Below are 21331 nucleotides of genomic sequence, written 5' to 3'. Positions count from 1 at the left end.
GGTTATTTATTTGCCGGGGACAACTGTCCGCTATGACTTGCGCACCAGTGCACACACTAGACTTGGCATCGGCCAGAGGATTTCGTTGATGAATCTGAATACGCGTATAGATTCGGCTGTAGCGCGGGCGGTCGCGATTGGTCAGAGCGGGGTTGCGCCGGCACAATTGTCATCGGCACTGAGCTACGCCACCGCACCGGGTGGGGCGCGGATTCGCCCGACGATCCTGATATCTGTGGCGCTGGCCTGTGGGGACGATCAACCGGACCTTACGGATGCAGCGGCGGCGGCGCTGGAGCTGATTCATTGCGCCAGTCTGGTGCATGACGATCTGCCCTGTTTCGACAATGCAAATATTCGGCGCGGAAAGGCATCGGTTCATCGGGCATTTTCGGAACCTCTGGCCGTTCTGACAGGGGATTCTCTGATCGTTCTGGCGTTTGAAACCCTCGCCCGTGCGGCAACTGAGGCGCCTGATCGGGCGATGAAACTGGTGCTGGCGCTGGCGCAGCAGACTGGCATGCCGGGGGGCATTTGCGCGGGTCAGGGATGGGAGAGCGAGACAAATATAGATCTGTCCGCCTATCACCGAACCAAGACCGGGGCGCTATTCATTGCGGCAACTCAGATGGGGGCGCTGGCCTCAGGTCAGGAACCCGACCCGTGGTTCGAGTTGGGCGCGCGCATTGGCGAGGCGTTTCAAGTCGCGGACGATTTGCGCGATGCATTGTATGATGTCGAAACGCTGGGCAAGCCCGTCGGGCAGGATGATTTGCACGGACGGCCGAATGCGGTTGCTCAGCTGGGGATGGATGGCGCGGTTCGGCGGCTCAAGGATATCTTGTCTGGGGCAATCGCGTCGATCCCGTCTTGCCCGGGAGAGGCGATGTTGGCTGAGATGGTGCGCAAGCAGGCTGAACGCCTGACCCCTGTTGTTGAGCCGGTCAACGCCAAGGGTTAGTTGCAGTTCTCGATCTTACGATGTCAGGGAACGGATGCGCCAAGACGTGTGCGTAGTCGCGTTTAGCCGCGACCGAGAACTTGGGGTGAGAATATCTGAATCGCATAGGTGTCCAGATAGATCCGCAACCAGGGGGTGTAGTCTGATGGTGACGCTATGACCGCCGCCAGAAGTGCGGGGTAGGTGGTCCACGCCGTTTCCATCACCTCTGACGGGTCCGGGTCGAGGTGTAGTTCTGCGGGCGCTTCGGCGACAAAGATATCAACCACTTCATGCTCGATCAGGCCGCTGCCCACGTCGGCGCGATATTCCACGCGGTCACGGTATTCCGGGTTCAGGCCTACGATGCCGAGCTCTTCTTTCATACGGCGGACAGCACATTCCTGGCTGGCTTCATCCCAGCCTGGATGGGTGCAGCAGGAATTTGCCCATAGGCCAGGCGTATGGTATTTTCCCATCGCGCGGCGCTGGATAAGGATTTCGGTCCCACGTGTCACAAAGACCGAAACGGCCTTGTGACGCAGGCCTTTGACGTGCGCCTCGAGCTTGTCGACCGGCACCAGAGTGCCGTTCACCCAGGCAGGAATTTCAATATTCATACATGTGTCTCCTGCTGTTGGCCGACCTGCGGTCGTATTATTGCCCCCGAACCTCGGATACACCACCGGGGGCGGCGATTTTTCTGGTCACATAGATTTCACACACGCGGTTTCTTGAAGGGCTACGGGTAAGTTGTGCGACGATATGCACCTGTCGATGATCCGGTACCGGACCGATAAGGCGAGGCCGGAAAGCAGAACGCAACAAATCAGCATATCCCAAAGGATGTGCCGATTCTTTTCGGGCCTGACAAATGCCTGATATCAGAAAGAGTTAGAGGTCAGTGTGACCTGTCGCGTCAAACCAAGCCCGCTGCCGAGAAGGGCAAAAATGGTCTGAGTTTTGGTGATTGGCGATTCAGTGGCAAGCACGGTGTCGTCGGGATTGATCTGAAATTTGCGTGCTGCAAACAGGCCGTCAGCGGATGTCAGATCGAAGGTAAAGACAACCTGCTGCCGACCCGGCCCGGTGCCGTCATAGCGCACTTGACGCGAGGAGTATTCGCGCAGGACCAGAACCCCCTTGGGATCGGCGCGAGCATCTGACAGCCCGCCCATTAATGACATTGCTTCCAGCGCGGTAACCTGTTCCTTGGGAAAATAGATCAGACTTTCGCGCCCGGCAGCGCCCAGTGAGGTAAAGCTGCGGGTGTCTTCTTCGACAATTACGGTGTCACGGGGGCGCAACGTCGTGTTGCGCCCGCTCGACGCATAAAGGTCGGTTGCGTTGATCTGATAGGTTGATCCACCGCGCAGCAGCCGGACTTTGGGATTGCGCAGGGCAGGGCTGATGCCACCGCCTGTCGCAATCAGGCTGAGAACTTTGTAATTGCGCGATAACATCGGGTAGGTGTTCGGACGTGCCACACCGCCCACAAGATCGATCGAATTGCCCAGGCCCGGAGTCATCGACAGTTGCACCTGCGCTGAGGGTACGATCGGTTCCAATGTTTCCTGAATCCGCGCGCGGGCAGACGAAGGAGTCAGGCCGCGAACGTAGACTTCGTTCACATAGGGCAGGAAAATTGCGCCGTTCGATCCGACTTCAAGACCGGACATGGTACGGGCCTTTTCGGCAGGGTTGGTGATAAGCGAATTTTCCTGACTGTCCCAGATCGTCACATCGACGCGATCGCCGGTTTGGATGACGGAAGACGAGGGGCCATCGCCGCCGCCCGGCCAGCCGAAATTATCCTGAGTTCCAGTGCTGGGCCACGACACAATCGCGGGCATGTTCGCCCGTGTCACTGGAACAACGTCAAAGGTCGGGTTATCGGCTTCGGCTTCCTTCAGAACTTCGGACTGAAGGGCGGCGCCGCGCGGCAAACTACAGGCGGCAACGCCCAGCGTCAGTGCGAGCACCAATAGCCACCGGAAATGGTTCCTCAAGATCATGTCCCCCAACATATCTGTGCAGCTCGATTGGCAGCGGCTGCTGTAACGATCTTTCTAGCCGGAGAGGTCGGTGATAGACAGACGGTTATCGTGTAAATTTTTCAAAGGTCGGCAAAAAGTGGCCCAAAAAGCGCAAGTCCGACATGTCCTGGTTCTGGGGGCGAATGGCAAGGTGGGCCGTATGGTTCGGGCCAGCTGGGAATCGCGTGACGATGGTCCGCGTATAACAGCGGTGGCCCGCAGGCCCGAGGCGGGCGTTTTGCAATGGGCACCAGGTGCGCCGCTGGATGTGCTGCCCAATGTTGATGCAATCATCGCGCTTTGGGGCGTGACGGCGGGGCCGTCCGCAGATCTTGGGGCGAACAGCACGCTCGCGCTGACGGCAATGCGGGTGGCGCAGGCGGTTGGGGCGGATCGGGTGCTGCATTGTTCCAGCGCTGCGGTGTATTCTGAATCGACTGAGCCATTGACTGAAGTTCATCCATGCAAGCCTGCGTCGTCCTATGGCGCGGCAAAGTTGACGATGGAGACTGCGCTGGATGCCTATGCAGCCGCACATCCCCAAGGTCCACGCCCGGTGTCGTTGAGGATTGGCAATGTGGCTGGCGCCGAGAGCCTTTTTGCCGCAATGCGTGGCAGCAACAGCATCACGCTGGACAGATTTGGTGGAAAGGAAGGGGGCGGCCCATTGCGCAGCTATATTGGACCGAGTGATTTAGGGAAGGTTTTGGAAACGCTGGCTTTGGTGCCAGTTGGACAGTTGGCGTCAGTCTACAACGTTTCCGCGCCGCGCCCTACGGGGATGGAGCTGATTGCACGTGCCGCTGGCCGCGAAGTCGTTTGGCGGGATGCACCGCCAACGGCTATTCGCCAAGTGGTTTTGGACACTTCGCGCCTCGAGGCTGTATGCGCACTGGCGTCTGAGAGCGCAGAAGCGGAACATCTGGTCGCCGACTGGCAGCGCTGGAGCCCCAAGCAATGACGCCGGCAAAACGCGCCTTTGACCTTATCCTCGCGGTTGGACTGAGTGTCTTGTTGTCGCCGCTGATTATTGGGGTTGCACTGACGGTGCTGATCCGTGATGGACGGCCGGTTTTTTATCGGTCTGAGCGGATGAAAACGCCGGACACCGGATTTTTGCTTTGGAAGTTTCGCACGATGCGCACAGTCGACAACGATGCGGGTGTCTCGGGTGGGGACAAGGTGAATCGTATCACGCGGACCGGTCACACCCTGCGGCGCTGCCGACTCGATGAGATGCCTCAGCTCTGGAATATTTTGAGAGGGGATATCAGCTTTGTCGGACCACGCCCGCCGTTGCGTTGCTATGTCGAGAAATATCCCGAAATTTATCACGAGGTGCTGCGATCACGTCCGGGAATAACCGGCCTGGCAACCATCATCTTTCACCGGAGGGAAGAGGTTCTTTTGACGGGTTGCCGGACACCCGAGGACACAGAAGAAGTCTATTGCCGCCAATGCATACCGCGCAAGGCGCGACTCGATCTGATCTATGCCGGTCAGCGGACGGTCTGCAAGGATTTCAAACTGATGTGGGCCACGATCCTGAAACGGGTCACGATGCACTGAGCAACTATTTTCGCAGTGCCTGGACCGTGATATATTCAGTCGTTTCACCCACCCATTGCCGTGCCTCTATGACATGGCCCGACCCGTCCACCAGAAAGGTGTCGGTAAATGGCTTCATGTCGCCGGTGCAATTTGCAATCATCTTTGTCGCATTGGCCGAAATTTGGCCAAGTGCATAGGATTCGGATCCTTCGGAGAACACTTCGCAGGTAAAGTTGAGCGTGCGGGTGATGTTTTCACCATCCAGCAGGCGCAGAATATAGGGCGCCGTACCATCGCGTCTGGCCTGCACCAACTGCACCAGTCCGGCATTATCGGTGGACATCAGATCGTCGCCAATACCGCGGGTGGCAGTCAGAATACCACCACGCAGGGTAAAGGACTGACGGTCGGCGGTCGCATAAGTCCGGTAGGGACCGTTTTGCTCAACCTCTAGCATCAGCGCCTGACCCTTGCGCTTTTCGATTGTGACCATTGCCAGCGGTAGGGGCGTAAAGTTCAGACCAGTGTCGATCTGCGCTTTTGAGACTGCAAACCCGTCTTTGTTGCCCCCGCTCATAGCCTGTTTAGCGACATCGCGGATCAGAAATGCCGGATTTATGATCTTGGTTTCGTTGCCGCATCCCGCAAGGACTGCGCAGACGGTAAGGGCCGCAATGGCGTAGCGCATCGTCATCTCCAGAATCGTCCCCAGGTCTTTGCCAGTTCGGGTTCGTGATTGCTGCGAACCTGCTCGTAAAGTCGACCCTTTACGTTAAGCTGTGCGCCGCCGTCACGGGTCAGCGATTTGATATCGAACGTGTTGCGTTGGCGTGACGAGTTGCTCAGCGCCCATCCGATCGGAATGGTGACGCGGATGCCCTTGTCGAACGAGCCTTCTCCGAAGTCTTCGTATGACACGTCGGTAAAGGTGGCATAGGCGCCGACGCGCCAGCCATTGCCGAATTCGCGGTCGATCCGGAAGGTCGCGCCATAATCGCCTGCCAGATATCGGCCCACGTCCACCTGTCCGTGGAACCCGTTTCCCAGAGAATAATAGGCTGACGCGTGGCCGGTGGCGACCGTGTAGTCCAGCAATCCGAACAGTTGATCGTATTCGCGTTTCTGCACGTAATTTAGTTCAACCCCAAGAGCGAGGCGACTGTCCACGGGTTTCCACAGTACCTCGGTCGAAACACCTGCGTACATCGATTCGAGATAGCCGACTGTCACGCGGCTGTAGAGATCTTTGCCAGGGCGCCCATAGTGCGTGGCTGTCAGATTCTCGATCGCGATGTCGGTTTCTTTGGCATATTGGGAATATTCGGTACGGACACGCGGCAGGGTCGATGTCCCGGCGCCATCGCGCGTTATCTCGTCAAGTGTGCCGCCGACCATCTTGGTGATGGCACCATCCAACACAAAGTTTTTTGTCAGTTTGGCGCTTCCACGCAGGCGCAGCCCGGTACCGTAGCGCACCGGCTGGTCAGGGTCAAAGAACCCAGTCTCGACATAGGGCGCAAAGGAATAGGTGAATCGGGGGTAGACGTCTTCATCGACCGCCGGCGCCTTGCCAAACGCATCGACGATCTGGGTTCGGGCCAGAATTTCGGTCGCTGCAGAGTTTTCCAGCGCCTCCACATCACCCCGGTTCATGGCAATGGCAGACATCGGGATGCCGTTTTCGGTCGGGATAATCACAAATTCCGAGATCGAGGCCGGCAGAGATCGGGTCATCGCACGGGCGGTCCGGCCAATGGCCTGCGACACGGCAATGTAGCGTTCGTTGCGGATGCGGATAGTCGCGCGGCGCGGTTCGAGTTTGAGTCCCTCAATCTTGATGCCGTCATCTTCCATGGCCTTGGCCAGAGTGGTTCTGGCCGAGGTCACAGTTGTGGTGTCGGTCGTCCAGTTCAGGTCGTTGACGCTGGACATGTCACGCGGCGCGACGGGTTCGGGTGCCGAATCAAGGCTTCCTGGAACGGCGGCCTTTTTGGGGTTTGTCGTGACGGTGATCTGGGCGCCGATCTCGTTTCCGTAGGCGTAGTAGAGCGAAAGCTGTGTACCGTTGCGGAAATTATAGTCCACCCCATAGTTCCACGGCGACTTTTTCTCGAATCGACCGGTGATGCTTTCCTCAAGGTAGCTGTCCGAGGAATATTCCAGCTTGAACCGCAGTCGGTCGTTAAACGCGTAGCTGAGACCGCCAAACGCCGCGACATCGCCGCGGAACCAGCGATCATATGTTGGCACACCGCCACGGCCAATGATCTCGACAGGACGCACACCCGTGCTGGCAATCGGGTTGTTGCTGCCCAGACGGCCCCATCCCAGACCGCCAGTCAGTTGCAGACCCTTGGTGACATTCTTGGACGCTACGACATATTCGCCGCTAAAAAGGCCGGTGCCGATGAAATCCTGAAAACCAACGGTGACAGCCGGGCGGTAGCGGCCTTCGGTCAGCAGTTGATAACGCAAATCGAAACTGCGGTCATAGTATTTGCCGTTGATGCTGGCGACCGTGTCGTAGTTGCGGATTTCGGAATAGCGAAAGCTGCCGGACAGGCGGGGCGTGATCTGAAAGTTCAGCGTCGCGCGCGAGTTATCGCCGAAATTCGACAAAGTTGCGGACAGGGTGGCATCCGGCGCCGCAAAAGCGGTGGGCATGTCGATCAGACCGGGCGAGCCATAAAGGTTGTAGCTCGGCAAACCTTGCGCAACGGCTGCCGCAGGCAACAGCGCCAGCCCGCACATAGAGAGACTGAAGGATTTTGTTTTCAAACGGTTGTTCTTTCTTTCGAAGCCCGTGCCCGGAGTTCCGCGTGGCGTCATCTGAATGTCCGTTCGCAAACCAAGTGATCCACACATTGCTAGACGACCCCGTGCGCCAAGTCTATCCCCACTCAGGATGGCACAAGCGTTGTGGGATATAGACCACGCCGGTGGTCAGCGCTGGATTTACCGAACAGTTTTAAACGTTAAACCCGTGTTAACGGGACGCCTGATACCAAACCCATGGGTGAAGTGAGAAGGTGGTGGAGATGGGTGTAGGCAGCAATGTCGCGCCAGTCATCATTAAACGGAAAAAGGTTATCAGCGGCGGTGGGCACCATGGTGGCGCCTGGAAAGTCGCGTATGCGGACTTTGTGACCGCAATGATGGCGTTTTTTTTGTTGATGTGGCTGTTGAATGCGACGACGGAAAAACAACGCAAGGGGATCGCGGACTACTTTAGTCCGACGATTGCGATCAGCCGGGTGTCGGGTGGTGGCAATGGTATTTTGGGCGGGAATAGCACGTTTACCGAGAATACGTTGCCTCGTATGGGCACAGGGGCCACAAACCTACGACCGACGTCCGAAAACCGGGCAATGGGCGCAGATTCTGCCGAAGGTGCCGCCGAAGAAAAAGACTTTCGACAGCTCGAGACGTTGCTGATGGGGCGTGGCGGCGAAAGCATGGTGGCGGATGAGTTGTTGCAACATATCGTCACCAAGGTGACGGATGAGGGCTTGGTGATCGAGCTGTTCGAGACAGAGAGCGGTCCGCTGTTTCAGGCCGATGGCCAGCCGACGCGCCTGATGGAGAATCTGTCGGATGTACTGGTTCGGGTGTCGGCCATGGTGACCAACCCAGTTGCTGTAGAGGCGCATGTGCGCGCCGTTCCAATTGTTCTTGCCAAGGATCCGACGTGGGACAGGTCGGCGCAAAATGCAGCCAAGCTGCGTGATCTGCTGACCGAAAAGGGGCTGGCTGACAGGCGCATTGCCCGTGTTACCGCCCATGCCGACCGGGAACCGGTCACGCGAAACCACATGGATATCCGCAACAGTCGGATCGAAGTGATCTATCTGCGGCGCTTTTGAATACCAACCTTAAGAATGTCGGTGGGTCAGGGTTCCTGCCTGCCGACACGCCAAGATCGCTCGGATTTTATATGTTAGTATGGCGTTAAGTTAGGGCGCGTATCTGTTGGATCGAAGATTTTCGATACAGCAGAAAGGCGTGTCTATGACAATCTCTTCTTCTTTGAATGCCGGTGTGGCAGGTCTCTCCTCGAATGCGAGCAGACTGGCGACCATCTCTGACAATATTGCGAACTCGGCGACTTATGGCTACCGCCGGGTCGAGGCTGACTTTCAGTCGCTCGTGAACAAATCTGGGGGTGGAACCTATTCTGCCGGGGGCGTTCGGGCCACGACCCAGCGCCTGATTGATCAGGGCGGTTCGCTGGTTGCCACAACCAATGCCACCGATCTCGCGGTGCGCGGCAATGGGTTTTTGCCGGTTGCGACCATCAACGATGCGACTTCGGGCAATGGGTCGCCTCAGATGCTTCTGACGTCGACCGGATCATTCCGGACAAATTCCGATGGCTACCTGGTGACCGAATCCGGTCTGGCCCTTATGGGATGGCCGGCCGCTCCGGATGGAACCATTCCCACGCAGTCGCGCGACACTAGTGTCGGGTTAGAGCCTGTGCGTCTGAACGTGAACCAGTTCACTGGGGATCCAACGACCAGCATAACCTTGGGCGTCAACCTGCCTGCAACGGACACGAACTTTGATGCCAGCGGTACGCCGCAGCAGCTCTCTGTCGAATACTTCGACAATCTCGGGGTATCGGAAAATGTCATCGTAACCTTCACGCCATCACTCCCGGCCGTTGGTGCGTCTAACGCCTGGACCATGCAGATCGAGGATTCTGCCCAGCCCGGAGTTGTGATTGGAGAATACGAGCTGACGTTTGATGATTCACGTACCGCTGGCGGCACGCTCGCCTCGGTCAACACGTTGTCCGGCGGGGCCTATGACGCGGCCACGGGTATGCTGATCGTTGAAGTGGCCGGTGGACCGATCGAGATTGATATCGGCTCTCCTGGTGATGCTGTTGGTCTTTCGCAGCTGGGCGACAACTTTGCGCCGCTCAGCATTTCCAAAGATGGTGCTCCGATTGGCAATATGACCTCGCTGGAAGTCGATGAGCAGGGTCTAGTACATGCTTTCTTTGACACTGGAACCGTGCGCACGATCTTCCAAGTGCCACTGGTGACTATGCCGAACCCGAACGGCATGGTTGCACTGGACCAGCAAGTCTACATTCCCTCACCCGAAAGTGGAAACTACTACCTCTGGAATGCGTCCGAAGGGCCGACCGGAGACCTCGTTGCCTTTGCGCGCGAGGAATCCGCGACTGATGTGGCGGGTGAACTGACCGACCTGATCCAGACGCAGCGCGCCTATTCGTCAAACGCGAAGGTGATCCAGACCGTGGATGAGATGCTGCAGGAAACCACCAATATCAAGCGCTGATCACAGCGCTGAACAACCAGTCTGAAATGTTGAATGAGGGAATGCGGCATGTCACTTTCCGGAGCTTTGTCAAATGCACTGAGTGGTCTCAGGGCAAATACTCGGTCAGCGGGGATCGTCTCGAGCAACATTTCAAACGCACTGACCGATGGCTACGGTCGGCGCGAATTGGCGCTGTCGTCCAGTACGCTGGGCGGCAGCGGCGGTGTTCGCGTGGATGGAGTGATCCGTCACGGCGACCCGGTCCTTCTGTCCGACAGGCGAATTTCGGACGCACTCTCGGGAAATGCGGAAACCTTGCAGGGATTTGCCACGAAGGCGGAATTCCTGCTCGGGGATCCTTCTGATACGGGATCGCTCGCGGGACGTTTGGGCGCGTTCGAGAATGCCTTCATCACAGCCGCCAGCAATCCGTCGGCTACTCAGAGACTGGAGACGGTGGCCCAGGCGGCCAAAGATGTGGCCAGCACGCTCAACACTATTTCCAAGGGTGTGCAAACGTCACGCGAAACAGCGGACAGTGCAATCGCGAGGCAGGTTGAAGACATCAACTCCACCCTGCAACGTGTCGAAGCGCTCAATACGCAGATCGCCAAGGCGACGCGGCTAGGTCAGGATCCGTCTGCGTTGATAGATGAGCGTCAGATCAACATCGACGCGATTGCCAAGGCGGTACCGCTGCGCAGTGTCCCGCGCGATGATGGTATGGTTGCGATCTATTCGATCAAGGGCGCAACTCTGCTTGATGGTTCCGCAGCCACGCTGGAGTTTACTCAGACTCAGGTGATTCAACCGCAGATGACGCAGGGCAACGGATTGTTGGGCGGCCTCACGATCAACGGCCGCGCTATCAATACCAGTCAGGACGGCCCTCTGGCAGGTGGTACTCTAGCGGCGAATTTCCAGATTCGCGACCTGGATGCGGTTGGGATTCAGGCGCAACTGGACGGAGTCGCTCGCGATCTTGTCGAACGACTGGGCCCCGGTGGCGCGGATACGACTCTGGCGGCGGGTGATCCGGGCTTTTTCACAGACGCTGGGGCGCTGTTTATCAGCACCGACGAGACCGGACTGGCCGGCCGCATTGCGGTTAACACACTGGTGGCACCCGGCAGTTCCGAGATCTGGCGCATTCGTGATGGACTCGGCGCGGTTTCACCAGGTGAGGTGGGGGACGCAAGCCTGCTGCAAGCCATCCAGTCCGCCCTGACCGAGACCCGCCCGTCAGCGTCCGTCGCCTTGGGTACGGTTGAGCGCAGTATGTCAGGCTTCGCGACCGAGCTGACCTCGAGTGTTGCTGCGTACCGTGTCAATAACGATGCTCAGGTTAGCTATGCGCGGGCGCAGAATATCGCGTTGCGGGAACTGGAAGCTGCAGACGGGGTAAGCACCGATGCTGAACTGCAGGTTCTGATGCAGATCGAGCAGAACTACGCTGCAAATGCCCGTGTCATGAACGTGGTTGGAGACCTGATGCAGGTCATCTTGTCGATTTAAGGGGGACTTTTTATGCAATCCATCGGTGATATGGCCCAGGCGCTTGTTCTGCGACATCGGCAGGCTGTTGTTCGCGAGCAGATCGACACACTGGGAGTCGAGCTAACCACTGGCGAGGTCCGCGATAAGGCAGGGCATCTTGGCGGCGATCTTAACGCCTTGTCTTCAATAGACAAATCTTTGTTCGCGCTAGAATCTTATCGTGTGGCGACGACAGAGGCCACATATATCACGGATGTCATGCAAGGCGCGCTTGGCACAATCCAGGACAAGACGGAAAGCCTGTCGATTCAACTTATTCAGGCCAACCTCTTGGTGCCCGAGAGCATGCGAAATACGCTGGCAAACGAGGCGACTGCAACACTCGATACGGTATTGTTGAACCTAAACACGAGCGCCGCTGGCCGCACGGTGTTTGGCGGTACGGCGACGGATCGAAGTGTTGTCACGGATGTCAACAGACTCCTGACCGATCTGCGTGCGGCAGTTGCGGGGCAAACCGATTTAACCGGGATCACGGCGACGCTCGACACTTGGTTTGATGCACCCGGCGGCGGCTATGAGACCTCGGGATATCAAGGTGCCTCCACAGGCTTGTCGCCCTTTCAGCTTAGCTCGACCGAGAGTGCATCTCTGGAGATCCGGGCCGACGATCAGGTGTTTCGCGATACCCTCAAAGGATTGGCGCTGGCCGCGCTTTCAGCAGACGCGGGTCTTGCAGTTAGCTCCGAGGTGCGGGGTGAAATGCTGATGGAGTCAGGCAAGCAATTGATGGCGGCGCAAAATCCACTGACAGAACTGCGCGCTGGGCTGGGTGCGCTACAAGGGCGGATCGAGGAAACAACGACGCGCAATTCCTCCGAGAAGACATCCATGCAGATCGCGCGTCTCCAAATGGTTGGCGCCGACGTGTACGAGACGGCGTCGCGGCTCGAAAATGCACAACTGCAATTGGAAAGTATATATACGGTCACGGTGCGCGCATCGCGACTGTCGCTGGTGGAGTTCCTGAGATGATCGCCGCTACGCGAATGGCTGTGCTGATCCTGCTTTCCTTCGCCGGCCTGGTCACGTCCGGGGCCGCGCAAAGTGTGCGCATCAAGGATCTGGTCGAGTTCGACGGCGTGCGGGCCAACGATCTGGTCGGCTACGGACTTGTCGTGGGTTTGAATGGCACTGGAGACGGATTGCGGAACGCCCCCTTCACCGAAGAAATCATGTCGAATATTCTTGAACGGTTGGGTGTGAACGTCACCGGCGAACAGTTTCGCCCGAAAAACGTAGCGGCTGTCTTTGCCACCGGTCGCCTCCCGCCATTTGCCCGCTCAGGAAGCCAGATTGATGTGACCGTCTCTGCAATTGGCGATGCCAAGAGTCTGCTGGGCGGCACGTTGATCATGACCCCTTTGAATGCGGCAGACGGACAGATCTATGCCGTCGCGCAGGGCACCATCATTGCCGGAGGAGTGTCTGCTGAAGGGGATGCCGCGCGCGTGGTTCAGGGAGTACCAACCTCCGGCGTCATCCCGGCTGGTGCCCGTATCGAGCGCGAGGTGGACTTCGACTTTTCAGAATTATCGAGCGTTCGGCTTGCCCTGCGGGAGCCGGATTTCACCACAGCGGCGCGAATTGAGCGGGCCATCAATCGGGGGTTTGGCGGTTCTGTCGCCGTTATGCTGGACGCGGGAACGGTGACGGTTGATTTACGGGCGTCTGGGGCGCGATCACCGGCACATGCCGTTGTGGCGATCGAAAATCTGCCAGTCGAGCCCGAGCGGCGCGCCCGGGTGGTTGTGGATCAGCGATCTGGAACAATCGTCATGGGTGAAGATGTGCGCATAAGCCGCGTTGCAGTATCCCAGGGCAATCTGACCCTGCGTATTCAAGAGGCACCGATCGCGGTGCAGCCGAATCCCTTCGCGGCTGGTGAAACGGTTGTAGTGCCACGTACCGAGACGGGGATTATCGAAGAGGTGGGCATCGGGCTGGCGGAGGTGCCAACGGGCACATCTCTCTCCGCAGTGATTGCGGGATTGAACGCGCTTGGCGTGTCACCGCGGGACATGATCGACATCCTTAAAAGCATCAAGGCTGCCGGTGCGTTGCACGCTGAATTTGTCGTCATGTGACTGAGATTGTTTGGAAACATCCGCCTGTGCCTGATTTGGGCTGACGGATTGTTAACGCCCCTGTGTAACTCTGCCAACAGATCGCTTAAACGGAGCAACCCATGTTCGGACTAATTGGTATTGTCGTGATTTTTGTCATGGTTTTCGGGGGTTATATCCTGGCCGGCGGAAAAATGGCGATCATTCTCAAATCATTACCATTCGAGATGATGATTATCGGCGGCGCTGCTGTCGGAGCCTTTCTGATTGGCAATGATATGTCGGTTGTCAAACATACGATTAAGGATCTTGGCAAAGTATTCAAAGGGCCGAAATGGAAGCCTGGTGACTATAGAGATTTGCTTTGTCTGCTGTTTGAGCTGGTGCGTTTGGCACGTGAGAGTCCTGTCTCGGTCGAGGAGCATGTCGAAGATCCCAATACCTCACCCATATTTGCCAAGTATCCTAAAATTCTTGCCGACAAAGAATCCGTCGAACTGATCTGCGACACGCTTCGTTCGGTTTCGATGAACTACGATGATCCGCATCAGGTGGAAGAAGTGCTGGACAAGCGCATGGAGTCGACGCTGCAAAACGCTTTGCATTCAAGCCATGCTCTTACGACGATGGCGGATGGTTTGCCTGCGTTGGGCATTGTTGCGGCGGTGCTTGGGGTGATTAAGACTATGGGTTCCATCGACCAGCCGCCGGAGGTTCTGGGAAAACTGATTGGCGGTGCTTTGGTGGGAACTTTTCTGGGAGTGTTTCTGGCTTATGGTCTGGTTGCGCCCTTCGCGGTCAGGGTGAAGGCAGTGACCGAGGAAGACGCCCATTTCTATCAACTCATTCGTGAAGTCTTGGTCGCCAACCTCTACAACCACTCTACCAACATTTGCATCGAGGTAGGTCGACAGAATACTCCCGCCCATTTCAGACCCAGTTTTGTGGAGCTTGAGGAGGCTCTGAAAACAGTGAAGCAGAGCGCTGCCTGATGCGAAAAATTCTTTTCACTCTGATTTCGATCTGTTTGCCGGCGATCGGCCATGCGCAAACATTGACCGTGCGTTCTGGTGAGCACGGCTCGTTCACTCGCCTCGCCATTGATTTGCAGGGTGAAACGGGATGGGACATGATGTTTGCGAAGGGCGAAAAAAAGGCAGTTATTCGCTTTCCTGGGGCGAACTTTGATTTCGATCTTTCATCCGTATTTAGTCGGATTGACCGTAGGCGTGTCGGAGATCTCAAAGCATTGCCCGGTTCTGATGGACTGGAGATAGATGTGGCGTGCGCATGCAGGGTTACTGCGTTTTTGTCCGGTGTCAGAATGCTTGTCATTGACGTGTCCGACGGCGAAGCTGAGGCCACAGATACAGTTGATAAAGAAGCCGAAGCAGTTGCAGCTTTTTCAGCGATTGATCTTGGCGAGCGTCCCGGCATTGGGCCACGACCAATGACTGGGCCGCTTTTTTCAGCGTATGGCATCCCCCCTGATCCGATTGCTTCGGAAGAAGGCGGTTTGAAACGTGTTCAAATACAATTGACACAGCAATTGGCGCGAGCGGCAACCAAAGGCTTGCTGGATACGGATGTTGACCACGTTCGAGAACAATCTCCTGTCTCAGACTCCCGGTTGCCGCTTGTACACCAAGACGAAAAGTTATCGAATACGGCGACGAATGATCGTCTGACGTTTTCAAGAAATGAGGATCGCCTGCTTCTGAGCAAGTCGCCCTGCTTCGCCAATTCTGACCTCGACATTGTGCACTGGGCGGATGAGACGCCGTTTTCGCGGCAGCTGGGCGAATACCGACAAAAAATCGCCGGTGAACTAGACCGCTCGGACGATGTTTCCGTTTTGGGAATGGCTAAATTTTACTTGCATTTCGGACTCGGAGCAGAAGCTCGAAATACGCTTGGCATGCTCTCCAAAGAGGCACCAGTGCCTTTGCAGGCGATGGCTCAAGTGCTCGACGGAAACGAAGACAGCGAAAGCGCTTTTGCCGGGCAGCTTAGCTGCGACTCAAATGCATCGCTTTGGGCAGTTTTGGCGTCCTCCCGGAGCGATGCTCAGAATGTGGTGAACACCCAATCTGTTCTGCGCGGGTTCGACGAGTTGCCGACCAATCTTAGATTGCTGCTGGGCAGGCGAGTGTCTGACAGGTTGATGGAGTTGGGAGAGCGACACACGGCAAGAACCGTTCTGCAAAAAGTGCAACAGATTCATGGTCAGGTTGCGCCGGAGGTGGTGGTTGCCCGTGCCGAAATGGGTCTAATGGACGGCAATAGTCATATCGCAAAAGCCGAGCTTGAAGTCATAGCGCGATCGGATGCGGAGGAGGCTTCTGCAGAAGCGGTGGCGGCTCTTATGCGGGTTTCGGTTGAAGAAGGTACCCCCGCAACGGCCGACATAGCCGAACTGGCTTCTGCTTATTCGACCGAATATCGCGGGGCTGAGCAGGGCCCCGAAATGTGGCACGCTCACATCCGCGCGCTTATCAGCACCGGAGACTTTGCCGAGGCTTTCGCAGAATTGGACTCTGGACAACCGGACACGACGGGCGTCATTTGGTCGGAGGTTATTCAGTCATTGACCGAGAGGGCGGATGACATCACTTTTTTGAAACTCATTCTTCGGCCGGAAAGCTTCGACAATCGAATGATGGAGCCGGAAACGCTGGTCGCTGTGGTCAATCGGCTCCTGAATTTAGGATTGCCGGACGCAGCGCAACAAGTTTTGAGAAACTCAAAAGTTCAGCCAGCGGATCGGGTGAGAAAGACTTTGATGGCACGCATTTACCTTGCCAGTTCGAAACCGGAAGATGCGGAAATCGCGTTAATTGGACTGCAGGGGGACGATATCCTTGCCCTCAGGACCGAAGCGCGAACAATGATGGGGGACTACGATTTTGCCCACAATGCCTTGGCGCGCCTTGGCGCGCAGGAGGAGGCGCTGAGCGCGGCGTGGATCTCTGGAAATTGGCAAACTGTAGCAGAGAGTGAGGACGCTGTTTTGTCGCGTGCAGCACAGCTTGCTTGGGCTGATGGGCAGGAAACGCCCTTGGCACAGGAGCCGACGTTGAGCCGATCTACAGCTCTGGCAGATGCCAGCGCCTCTTCGCTGGAAGTTCTCCGAAATCTGCTCGAAAAAACGAAAATTACCTCTGAATTCGAATGATACCGAACCGCGTTGGTTCTGTTGGAGACCTACAGCATCATGTCACGCGACGATAGCGAGGGTGTCGCGCTGTGCATAGAGGGTCTCTTCGCCTCGGCTGGCGGGGTGTTGCCTACCCGATCGCCCTTTGGGGCATTGCCGAACACGCCGGGAGCTATGGCTGAAAATGGGTGATGGGTTCGAGAAGGCGGCGTATCGTGGCGGGTGCTGAAGCCTGCCAGAACTTCCCAAAGGAACGATACGCCTTTGATCGAAGATACCACGATCACCCTGCCCTACTGACCTGAGCCCCAAGTTTCCTCCAGCTTTGCGTGGAGTCCTTGGGTTTCTGCACTTGCCCCCAACCTTGGACCACCTGGGTCTAGAGATTTCCGGCTTTCGTCAGATCGGTGGGCTGGTTTCACCTTCTGATTTTACGAGCATGATCGGTGACTTGTTTCCGATCGCGCTGTGGGGCCGTTCTTCGTTGTAGTATCTACGCCAAGTCTCCACCTTTTCTGCCGCATCCGCAAGGCTCAAGAACCAATGCGCGTTCAAACATTCCTGGCGAAACTTACCGTTGAAGGCCTCGATGAAGGCGTTGTCTGTCGGTTTTCCTGGCCTGCTAAAATCCAAAACCACGCCCCGATGATAAGCCCACAGATCCAGATCCCGAGAGATAAATTCCGGCCCATTATCGACTCGAATGGTCTTAGGATACCCAATCTTGGCACAAGCCAGATCAAGAGATTTAACCACATCCTCACCGCGATAATTGAACCTTACGTCTAGAATTGGCACATAGCGCGAGAACGTATCGACGACGGTCAAAACGCGCAATTTGCGGCCTGTGGCGAGTTGATCATGCACAAAATCCATTGCCCAGACGTCGTTATTCTTCACAGCTTCTGTGCGAGCATCCCGCAGCTTCGCTTTCACGCGACGTTTCGGTGTCTTGTTGCGCAGTTGAAGACCCATCTCCTTGTAAATACGATATGTTTTTTTAGCGTTCACTGGCCAACCCTCACGCTGCAACACAAAATGGACGCGCCGATATCCATATCGAACGCGTGTCTCACAAATCTCCTTAATGCGCTTTTTCAACGCGGCCGGATCGGTGCGGCGGGATTTGTAATGATAGGTCGAGCAATCAAACCGCAAAGCACCACATGCCTTTCGGATCGACACACGCCAATCAGACCGCATCCCATCGACAAGCTCACGCTTTCGATCCGGCCTTAGAGCTTTCGCTTGATAACGTCCTGCAACATCTCACGATCCAACGTCAGATCAGCGACAATCCGTTTCAAACGGTTGTTCTCGTCTTCCAGATCACGCAACCGGCGCATCTCTGACGGCATCAGCCCCTCATACTTTTTCTTCCAGTTGAAATACGTCGCCGGACTTATCCCGGACTTGCGGCAAATCTCCGCAACCGTCGTGCCCTCATTACCTTGCTTAACAATAAACGCCTTTTGGGCGTCCGTGAATTTGGATGCTTTCATCGCGTCCACTCCTTTTCCAGCCAGGAAAGTAGCAGTCGGAAACTCTAATTCAAAATGGTCCAGTTTTTAGGGCGCAGGTCAACCTGGAACCCGATCGAGAGCGTGTTCGCCACCGTCAGGCATCGTACCGTCCGGACCAAGGGAGCGCTCTCGCACAAGACTGCGAAGCTGATGGTCTTCACTCTGGTCAGGGCAGCGTCGAAGAAATGGCGCAAGCTCAACGGGCGGAACCAGTTGCCCCGTGTCATCGAAGGTGTCACATTCACCAACGGCGTCGCCCAAGCTGATGTCGATGAGACCCGCGCCGCCTGATCAAGCCGCGTCACCCAAATTCCGCCTTAGCTCACACGCCGGTCGCGGCACTGCTTGATCTGGTTCGGGTGCAGATCCAAATCCTGCGCCATCTCGACCAGGGTCGGCGGCATCATACCGCTGTTGCGCGGAGAATTCACCTACCCGGTTATTCAGATTTCTCAAGCCACTCTGAGTGAGTCATTTTTCTATACTTTGAGAGTGTGAGAATTCAGAGGGGGAGCACGTGGTTCTGAGCAGGAGCCTGCCAAAGGGTTTCCGTAATTTATGATTTTAATTCAAATGGATAGTCTGCTTAGTGGACGCCTGAATGACTTGTCACAAAACTGTAACAAAATTCTTACATAAGCATCACAATGCCAGCCTATCAGACGCTCAAGGTCGCGTCTGCGATCGATGCAAAACCTGGGAGCAATCCATGTACTATTTGAAGCTGACCGCGACTGCCTGTGCAGTTGCCGCGATTTCCACAACTGCTGCTGTCGCGCAAAACCGCGATGCCATCCGCATTGTCGGTTCGTCGACAGTGTTCCCCTACACTCAGGCCGTGGCCGAGCAGTTCGCAAACAACACCGGCGCCCCGTCGCCGATCGTTGAATCGACCGGCACCGGCGGTGGCATGCAGATCTTCTGCGGTGGCGTCGGCGAATCGCATGCTGACATCACTGGCGCTTCCCGCGCGATGAAAGCGTCGGAATTCGAGCTTTGCCAGCAGAATGGCGTCACCGAAATCTCCGAAGCGCTGATCGGTTTCGACGGCCTGTCGCTGGCCATGTCCCGCGCCAACGATTTCGACTGGAGCCTGACACTGGGCGAAGTGTACCTCGCTCTGGCTGCGCAGGTTCCTGTGAACGGCGAGTGGGTCGACAATCCCTACACCAAATGGTCGGAAATCAACCCCGCTCTGCCCGACACCGAAATCCTGGCCTATGGCCCTCCGCCCACATCCGGCACCCGTGACGCTTTTGTTGAACTGGCAATGCATGCCGGTTGCGAAGAGCTTGAGTACGTTCACAACGGCGATTTCGACGGTGACTGGATCGGCGAAAACTGCTCGCGCATGCGTACCGACGGACCGTTCGTCGAGGCTGGTGAGAACGACAACCTGATCGTTCAGCGCCTCGAAGCTGACGCGAACGCGCTGGGTATCTTTGGTTATTCGTTCCTCTACGAGAACCTGGACAAGCTGAAGGGCGTCAGCATTGAGGGCGTAGAGCCGTCGATCGACACGATCGCAGACAAATCCTACCCCATCTCGCGTCCGCTGTACTTCTACGTCAAGAATGCACATCGCGGCGTTATCCCGAACCTGAACGAGTTCATCGAGGAATACATGTCCGATGATGCGCTGGCTTCGGGTGGTTACCTGTCCGAGCGTGGTCTGGTGCCGCTGGCCGAAGATCGCATGCACCAGCTTCAGGACGCCGTGCTGAACGGCACCGCCATGGAAGCTCCGGCAAGCTAATTGCAGGACTAGTTACGCCCGGGGCGGTTTATTCCGGCCCGGGCATCTCATATTGAGCGGGTATTACCAATGACGACCTTGGCTTTCGCTATTCTTCTTGCCGCCAGTCTAGTGGCCTACGCCCTGAACCGCCGTGCCGCCACCGGACTGCGAGATGGCGGGCAGAGGCTTCATTCAGTTTCAGGCTATCACGGCCTCTTTGCACTCTTGCTGATCTTGGTTCCCGTGCTTGTCGTCATCTTGGTATGGCTGGCTTCGCAAGGTGCGGTGGTGAGCGCCCTGACGATGGCCAGTTTGCCGGACGGCACGGTCGACGGACTTGGACAAGGACAGGTTGACCTGATCCTGGCCGAAATTCAGTCGATCTCGGGCGGACGGGTGTTTGGCACTCCGGAACCATGGAAACTGGAAGCCGCCGAACGGCTGAGCAATCTTCGCCAGACTGCTGCGCTTGGGCTCGTACTTCTGACGGCTGTCCTATGTCTGGGCATCATGTTCTTTGCCCGAGCCAAGGTCTCGGCTGAGTTCCGGGCGCGTCAGGGTGTAGAGAGAATCGTATCCGGCCTCATGATTTTCTGTTCGGTCGTCGCAATCTTTACAACAATCGGGATTGTCGCCTCGCTCGCTTTTGAAACGATCAAGTTTCTGCGGCTTGTGCCCCTATCAGAGTTCCTGTTTGGCCTGAACTGGGAGCCCCAGATCCCGATCCGGGCGGACCAGATTGCAGCCGAGGGTGCGTTCGGGTGGATCCCCGTGATTGTCGGGACGCTGGTGATTACATTCGTGGCGATCGTGATCGCGGTTCCTGTGGGACTTTTGTCGGCGATCTATCTCAACGAATTTGCGCCTAAGGTCGTCCGGTCAATGGCCAAGCCGATCCTCGAAATCCTCGCTGGTGTGCCAACGGTGGTTTACGGGTTTTTCGCAATCCTGGTAGTTGCGCCTGCAATCCGCAGTTTTGGCCAATCGATGGGTATTCCGGTTTCCCCAAACACAGCTATCGCCGCAGGCGGGGTCATGGGTATCATGCTGGTGCCCTTTATCTCGTCCTTTGCTGATGACGCATTGTCCGCAGTGCCGCGTTCGATGCGGGACGGCGCCCTTGCCTTGGGCGCTACGCGGGCCGAGACGGTGCTGAACGTGCTCTTTCCGGCCGCAATCCCCGGTATCGTTGGTGGTGTGCTGCTGGCTGTCAGTCGTGCGATTGGTGAAACGATGATCGTCGTCATGGCGGCGGGGCTGATCGCGAACCTGACACTTAACCCATTGGAAAGTGTCACGACCGTCACTGTTCAAATCGTCACACTTCTCATCGGTGACACGTCGTTCGACAATCCCAAGACGCTGGCAGCTTTCGCGCTGGGGATGATGTTGTTCATCGTCACGCTTATCATCAACATCTTCGCGATCCGGATCGTCCGGAAATACCGCGAAGCCTACGATTGAGGCCTAG

At 56.7% G+C, this 21331-nt stretch carries 17 protein-coding genes and 1 pseudogene; 13 read left to right on the top strand and 5 right to left on the bottom strand.

The window, feature by feature from the left end; genetic code table 11:
- The first annotated feature begins 88 nt into the window (after window positions 1–88).
- Window positions 89–961 (top strand): polyprenyl synthetase family protein, encoded by an 873-nt coding sequence (locus IMCC21224_RS01120; protein WP_047993774.1) that lies wholly within the window; start codon window positions 89–91, stop codon window positions 959–961.
- Between the two features lie 62 nt (window positions 962–1023).
- On the opposite strand, the gene IMCC21224_RS01115 is transcribed toward IMCC21224_RS01120, so the two are convergent.
- Both IMCC21224_RS01115 and IMCC21224_RS01110 read right to left on the bottom strand, forming a co-directional pair.
- Window positions 1024–1560: an isopentenyl-diphosphate delta-isomerase gene (locus IMCC21224_RS01115; RefSeq protein WP_047993773.1), complete on the bottom strand. Its 537-nt coding sequence runs from the start codon at window positions 1558–1560 to the stop codon at window positions 1024–1026.
- A gap of 264 nt (window positions 1561–1824) precedes the next feature.
- Window positions 1825–2949, bottom strand: coding sequence for a polysaccharide biosynthesis/export family protein (locus IMCC21224_RS01110; protein ID WP_231581991.1), 1125 nt, complete (start codon window positions 2947–2949; stop codon window positions 1825–1827).
- Between the two features lie 76 nt (window positions 2950–3025).
- Here IMCC21224_RS01110 and IMCC21224_RS01105 point away from each other — a divergent pair, with 76 nt between their 5' ends.
- The gene (locus IMCC21224_RS01105; protein ID WP_369795979.1) at window positions 3026–3937 is read left to right on the top strand and encodes an NAD-dependent epimerase/dehydratase family protein; all 912 of its coding nucleotides are present in this window, start codon (window positions 3026–3028) and stop codon (window positions 3935–3937) included.
- Entirely contained in the window at window positions 3934–4545 is a 612-nt protein-coding gene (locus IMCC21224_RS01100) for a sugar transferase (protein ID WP_047993772.1), read from the top strand. The genes IMCC21224_RS01105 and IMCC21224_RS01100 overlap by 4 nt, the downstream gene beginning before the upstream one ends.
- Window positions 4546–4549: 4 nt before the next feature.
- Here the strand turns inward: IMCC21224_RS01100 and IMCC21224_RS01095 are convergent, their stop codons facing one another.
- Both IMCC21224_RS01095 and IMCC21224_RS01090 read right to left on the bottom strand, forming a co-directional pair.
- Entirely contained in the window at window positions 4550–5215 is a 666-nt protein-coding gene (locus tag IMCC21224_RS01095; RefSeq protein ID WP_197089151.1) for a YjbF family lipoprotein, read from the bottom strand.
- A 2-nt stretch (window positions 5216–5217) separates the two neighbouring features.
- Complete coding sequence (locus IMCC21224_RS01090; protein ID WP_231581990.1) at window positions 5218–7305, bottom strand: YjbH domain-containing protein; 2088 nt, start codon at window positions 7303–7305, stop codon at window positions 5218–5220.
- Window positions 7306–7565: 260 nt separating this feature from the next.
- Between IMCC21224_RS01090 and IMCC21224_RS01085 the strand changes: the two genes are divergently transcribed.
- From IMCC21224_RS01085 to IMCC21224_RS01055, 7 genes are all read left to right on the top strand, one after another.
- Window positions 7566–8390, top strand: coding sequence for a flagellar motor protein MotB (locus IMCC21224_RS01085; protein ID WP_047993769.1), 825 nt, complete (start codon window positions 7566–7568; stop codon window positions 8388–8390).
- A gap of 145 nt (window positions 8391–8535) precedes the next feature.
- Window positions 8536–9837, top strand: a complete 1302-nt coding sequence (locus tag IMCC21224_RS01080) for a flagellar hook protein FlgE (RefSeq protein ID WP_047993768.1) — start codon at window positions 8536–8538, stop codon at window positions 9835–9837.
- Window positions 9838–9885: 48 nt separating this feature from the next.
- Window positions 9886–11334 carry a flagellar hook-associated protein FlgK gene (gene flgK, locus IMCC21224_RS01075; protein WP_047993767.1) on the top strand — a complete coding sequence of 483 codons (1449 nt, stop codon included), beginning with the start codon at window positions 9886–9888 and terminating at the stop codon, window positions 11332–11334.
- A gap of 12 nt (window positions 11335–11346) precedes the next feature.
- A complete protein-coding gene (locus IMCC21224_RS01070; RefSeq protein ID WP_047993766.1) occupies window positions 11347–12351 on the top strand; it encodes a flagellin in 1005 nt (334 codons plus the stop codon).
- A gap of 14 nt (window positions 12352–12365) precedes the next feature.
- Window positions 12366–13463 carry a flagellar basal body P-ring protein FlgI gene (locus IMCC21224_RS01065; protein ID WP_047993765.1) on the top strand — a complete coding sequence of 366 codons (1098 nt, stop codon included), beginning with the start codon at window positions 12366–12368 and terminating at the stop codon, window positions 13461–13463.
- A gap of 101 nt (window positions 13464–13564) precedes the next feature.
- Window positions 13565–14434 carry a flagellar motor stator protein MotA gene (gene motA / locus IMCC21224_RS01060; RefSeq protein ID WP_047993764.1) on the top strand — a complete coding sequence of 290 codons (870 nt, stop codon included), beginning with the start codon at window positions 13565–13567 and terminating at the stop codon, window positions 14432–14434.
- Window positions 14434–16617 carry a hypothetical protein gene (locus IMCC21224_RS01055; protein WP_047993763.1) on the top strand — a complete coding sequence of 728 codons (2184 nt, stop codon included), beginning with the start codon at window positions 14434–14436 and terminating at the stop codon, window positions 16615–16617. Before motA ends, IMCC21224_RS01055 begins: the two co-directional genes overlap by 1 nt.
- A 381-nt stretch (window positions 16618–16998) precedes the next feature.
- Here the strand turns inward: IMCC21224_RS01055 and IMCC21224_RS01050 are convergent.
- Window positions 16999–18101 (bottom strand): IS3 family transposase gene (locus IMCC21224_RS01050; RefSeq protein WP_156178069.1). Its coding sequence is split into 2 segments (ribosomal slippage): window positions 16999–17840 and window positions 17840–18101, totalling 1104 coding nucleotides; the frame shifts between segments, so codons are not numbered across the junction.
- Window positions 18102–18182: 81 nt separating this feature from the next.
- Between IMCC21224_RS01050 and IMCC21224_RS01040 the strand changes: the two are divergent.
- From IMCC21224_RS01040 to pstC, 3 genes and pseudogenes are all read left to right on the top strand, one after another.
- Window positions 18183–18413: pseudogene (locus IMCC21224_RS01040) on the top strand (IS256 family transposase); the annotation flags it as partial.
- A 418-nt stretch (window positions 18414–18831) separates the two neighbouring features.
- Window positions 18832–19878 (top strand): PstS family phosphate ABC transporter substrate-binding protein, encoded by a 1047-nt coding sequence (locus tag IMCC21224_RS01035; protein ID WP_047993759.1) that lies wholly within the window; start codon window positions 18832–18834, stop codon window positions 19876–19878.
- A 69-nt stretch (window positions 19879–19947) separates the two neighbouring features.
- The gene (gene pstC, locus IMCC21224_RS01030) at window positions 19948–21324 is read left to right on the top strand and encodes a phosphate ABC transporter permease subunit PstC (protein WP_047993758.1); all 1377 of its coding nucleotides are present in this window, start codon (window positions 19948–19950) and stop codon (window positions 21322–21324) included.
- Window positions 21325–21331 lie beyond the last annotated feature (7 nt).

Origin of the sequence: Puniceibacterium sp. IMCC21224, from assembly GCF_001038505.1 — a bacterium.
GTDB lineage: Bacteria > Pseudomonadota > Alphaproteobacteria > Rhodobacterales > Rhodobacteraceae > Puniceibacterium.
Note: the sequence above shows the minus strand (reverse complement) of the source record. Positions and strands in the feature narration are given on the sequence as shown.